The following is a 3,165-nucleotide window of genomic DNA, read 5'->3' as shown; positions in this document are numbered from 1 at the left end:
GGCGGGCCCGCCGGCCCCTGCGGTGGCGTCCCCGAAGGGGGTCAGGGTGGGCAGGGGGCCCGCCGAGGCCGGGAGGAGGGCGAGGAACCCCGGGATCGTCCCGGCGAGCATGAGCGAAGGCATCCCCGAGCGCACCGTCAGGTGCGGTCTCGACCCCTCGATGTCGGTGCCGTCGCGGGTGACCGGTCCCCCCGACCCCGGAGCGGCGACCTCCTCGGCCACCTCGTCCGCGCTAGGTGCGGTGGCCTCCGGGGAGCCGAGGACGACGACCGCCGCCGCGAGCCCGAGCCCTCCCACGAGAACCGGGAGGGCGATGAGTCCGGCAGCGGCGACCCTCATGCCACTCCTCCACACATGCGCTCAGTGTATTGATGACGCAACCACTGTCCCACCGAATGGGGATCTTGGAAAGAGGGTTCGGTCACACGGAACGCGAACGGGCCGCACCCGGTGTGGGTGCGGCCCGTTCGCGGATCCGTCTCCGGGACTTCCGTTCTCGTCCCGCAGGTCTCAGCCCAGGCGCTCCTTGAGGGCGGCGAACTGCTCGTGCACCTCGGCCGGGACCTTGGGTCCGCAGAACTCCAGCCACTCGGTGATGAGCGGGAGCTCGCGGCGCCACTCCTCGGGGTCGATGGCCAGTGCCTCCTCGACGTCCTTGAGGGGGGTGTCGAGGCCGGTGAGGTCGATGTCCGAGGCTCGGGCGGTGAAGCCCGCGACGGTCTCGTCCGCCTCGACCCGGCCCTCGATGCGGTCCACGACCCACTTGAGGACCCGGCTGTTCTCGCCGAACCCGGGCCAGAGGAAGCGACCGTCCGCGCCCTTGCGGAACCAGTTGACCAGGAAGACCTTGGGCATCTTGTCGCCACCGCGGGCGCCCATGTCCACCCAGTGCTGGAAGTAGTCACCGACGTTGTAGCCGATGAAGGGCAGCATGGCCATCGGGTCGCGGCGGACCGCGCCGACCTGGCCCTCCGCGGCCGCGGTCTGGCCGGAGGAGAGGGTGGCACCGATGTAGACGCCGTGGTTCCACGAGTGGGCCTCGCTCACCAGCGGCACGGTGTCCGCGCGGCGACCGCCGAACAGGATGGCCGAGATCGGCACGCCCTCGGGGGAGTTGAACTCCGCGGCCGTGACCGGGCACTGGTCGATCGGCACGCAGTAGCGGGAGTTGGGGTGGGCGGCGTTGCCGGCCCCGCCGTCGCCCACGGGCGTCCAGTCGTTGCCCAGCCAGTCGATCAGGTGGTCCGGGGTCCCCTCCAGGTCCTCCCACCACACGTCGCCGTCGTCCGTGAGGGCGACGTTGGTGTAGATGGAGTTGCCCGCCTCCAGCGTCTTCATGGCGTTGGGGTTGGACGAGTAGTTGGTGCCGGGCGCGACGCCGAAGAAGCCGTACTCCGGGTTGACGGCGTAGAGCCGGCCGTCCTCGCCGAAGCGCATCCAGGCGATGTCGTCTCCCACGACCTCCGCGCGCCAGCCCTCGATGGTCGGCTGCAGCATCGCGAGGTTGGTCTTGCCGCACGCGGACGGGAAGGCCGCGGCGATGAAGTAGACCTTGTCCTCCGGGGAGATGAGCTTGAGGATGAGCATGTGCTCGGCCATCCAGCCCTCGTCGCGGGCCATGGCGGAGGCGATCCGCAGCGCGAAGCACTTCTTGCCCAGCAGCGCGTTGCCGCCGTACCCGGATCCGAAGGACCAGATCTCCCGGCTCTCCGGGAAGTGGGTGATGTACTTCTCCTCGTTACACGGCCACGAGACGTCCTCCTGGCCGGGCTCGAGCGGGGCGCCCACGGTGTGCAGGCCCTTGACGTACGCGCCGTCGGAGCCGATCTTCTCCAGCGCGGCGGTGCCCATGCGGGTCATGATCTTCATGGACACCACGACGTAGGCGGAGTCGGAGAGCTCGATGCCGAGCTTGGGGTCCTCGGCCTCCAGGGGGCCCATGCAGTAGGGCACGACGTACATCGTGCGACCACGCATGCTGCCGCGGAACAGCTCGGTCATGTGGCCGCGCATCTCGGCCGGGTCCCGCCAGTTGTTGGTGGGGCCGGCGCCCTCCGCGGTCTCCGAGCAGATGAACGTCCGCGACTCGACCCGCGCGACGTCCTTGGGGTCGGACTGGGCGAGGAACGAGTTGGGCTTCTTGGACTCGTCGAGTTTCACGAAGGTGCCGTGCTCCACCAGTTCCGTCGTGAGGCGGTCCCACTCCTCGTCGGAGCCGTCGGCGAAGACGACCCGGTCCGGCTGGGTCAGTTCGGCGACCTCGGCGATCCACGCGAGCATCTCCGCGTGATCGGTTGGCGCCTGACCCTCGAGGCCGGGAATGGTGGTGGTGGTCATCACAGCTCCTCGTACACGGTGCATGGTATCGATCACACACTATCGTCAACCCGATGGTCCCGCCGCCTTCCGGGCCCCGATCGTGGCCCCGACGTGAGCAATGCCTCAACTTTTCAGATGTGGCCGTGGTCGATGCGTTCCCACCGGGCCGGGGCCGGCGACGATTCGGGGGACCCGGCACGGGCCTCGTTGGTGAAGCCCCCGAACGGGACCCCCTCCGCGGGATTGGCCAGGCGCCAGGAGTCGTAGCTGCCGTCGAACCGGACCGTCGAGACGTGGTCGACCGTCCCGTCGCCGTCGACGTCCGTGTAGACGGTGAGCCCCCGGCCGTCCCCCCGGGTGACGGCCTCCATGAAGCCGTCGCCGTCGAGATCCGCCTCGGGTGAGCCGAGATCGAGGACGCCGTCACCGACCGGGACGTGCAGACCCAGGGACGAGGCCTCGGCGAGCGGGGCGCCGTCGAGGCCGCACACGTCGGGCCTGGCACTGAAGTCGGACGGTTCGGAACCGGGGAAGGGGTCGGTCATGTCGAGGGGCTCCCTGGGGTGGCGAGGGCGGGCGGGGGAGTGCCTGCGGGCCCCGCAACAGTAGCCGCGGACGCGGTGGTCGGGGTGGGGGCGGGTGCCCTCCCCGTGAGCCGTGACCGGCGGATACGGCGTTCGAGGTCGCCGACCCGGGGGCCCGGGTCATGGGCGAAGCCGTCGGTGATGGTGGCCTCCGCGGCCAGGATCCTGGCGCCGAGGGACTGTTCGACCTCCGAGCGCAGGGCGCCCAGACGTTCGGTCACGACGGCGGACGTGTGGGACCGCAGCGTCTGGGTCCGCCTGA

Annotated in this window: 3 protein-coding genes and 1 pseudogene; all 4 read right to left on the bottom strand. The window is 70.4% G+C overall.

Going from position 1 to position 3,165, the window contains the following annotated elements:
* Positions 1 to 339 (bottom strand): hypothetical protein (locus G6018_RS12075; RefSeq protein WP_182617417.1); only part of this gene is annotated, 339 nt, incomplete at its 3' end.
* 171 nt (positions 340 to 510) lie between these two features.
* Positions 511 to 2,337 (bottom strand): phosphoenolpyruvate carboxykinase (GTP), encoded by a 1,827-nt coding sequence (locus G6018_RS12070; protein WP_179523600.1) that lies wholly within the window; start codon positions 2,335 to 2,337, stop codon positions 511 to 513.
* A gap of 113 nt (positions 2,338 to 2,450) precedes the next feature.
* Complete coding sequence (locus G6018_RS12065) at positions 2,451 to 2,864, bottom strand: DUF6802 family protein (protein ID WP_182609868.1); 414 nt, start codon at positions 2,862 to 2,864, stop codon at positions 2,451 to 2,453.
* Positions 2,861 to 3,165, bottom strand: a pseudogene (locus tag G6018_RS12060) (hypothetical protein); the annotation flags it as partial. The pseudogene G6018_RS12060 and the gene G6018_RS12065, both read right to left, overlap by 4 nt.

The organism is Dietzia sp. DQ11-44 (assembly GCF_014145205.1).
In the GTDB taxonomy this organism is placed as follows: Bacteria; Actinomycetota; Actinomycetes; order Mycobacteriales; family Mycobacteriaceae; genus Dietzia; species Dietzia natronolimnaea.
Note: the sequence above shows the minus strand (reverse complement) of the source record. Positions and strands in the feature narration are given on the sequence as shown.

Bases quoted from the DNA above. Each gene is read 5' to 3' on its own strand.
- G6018_RS12070 (WP_179523600.1), bottom strand. From the start codon at position 2,337: ATGACCACCACCACCATTCCCGGCCTCGAGGGTCAGGCGCCAACCGAT.
- G6018_RS12065 (WP_182609868.1), bottom strand. From the start codon at position 2,864: ATGACCGACCCCTTCCCCGGTTCCGAACCGTCCGACTTCAGTGCCAGG.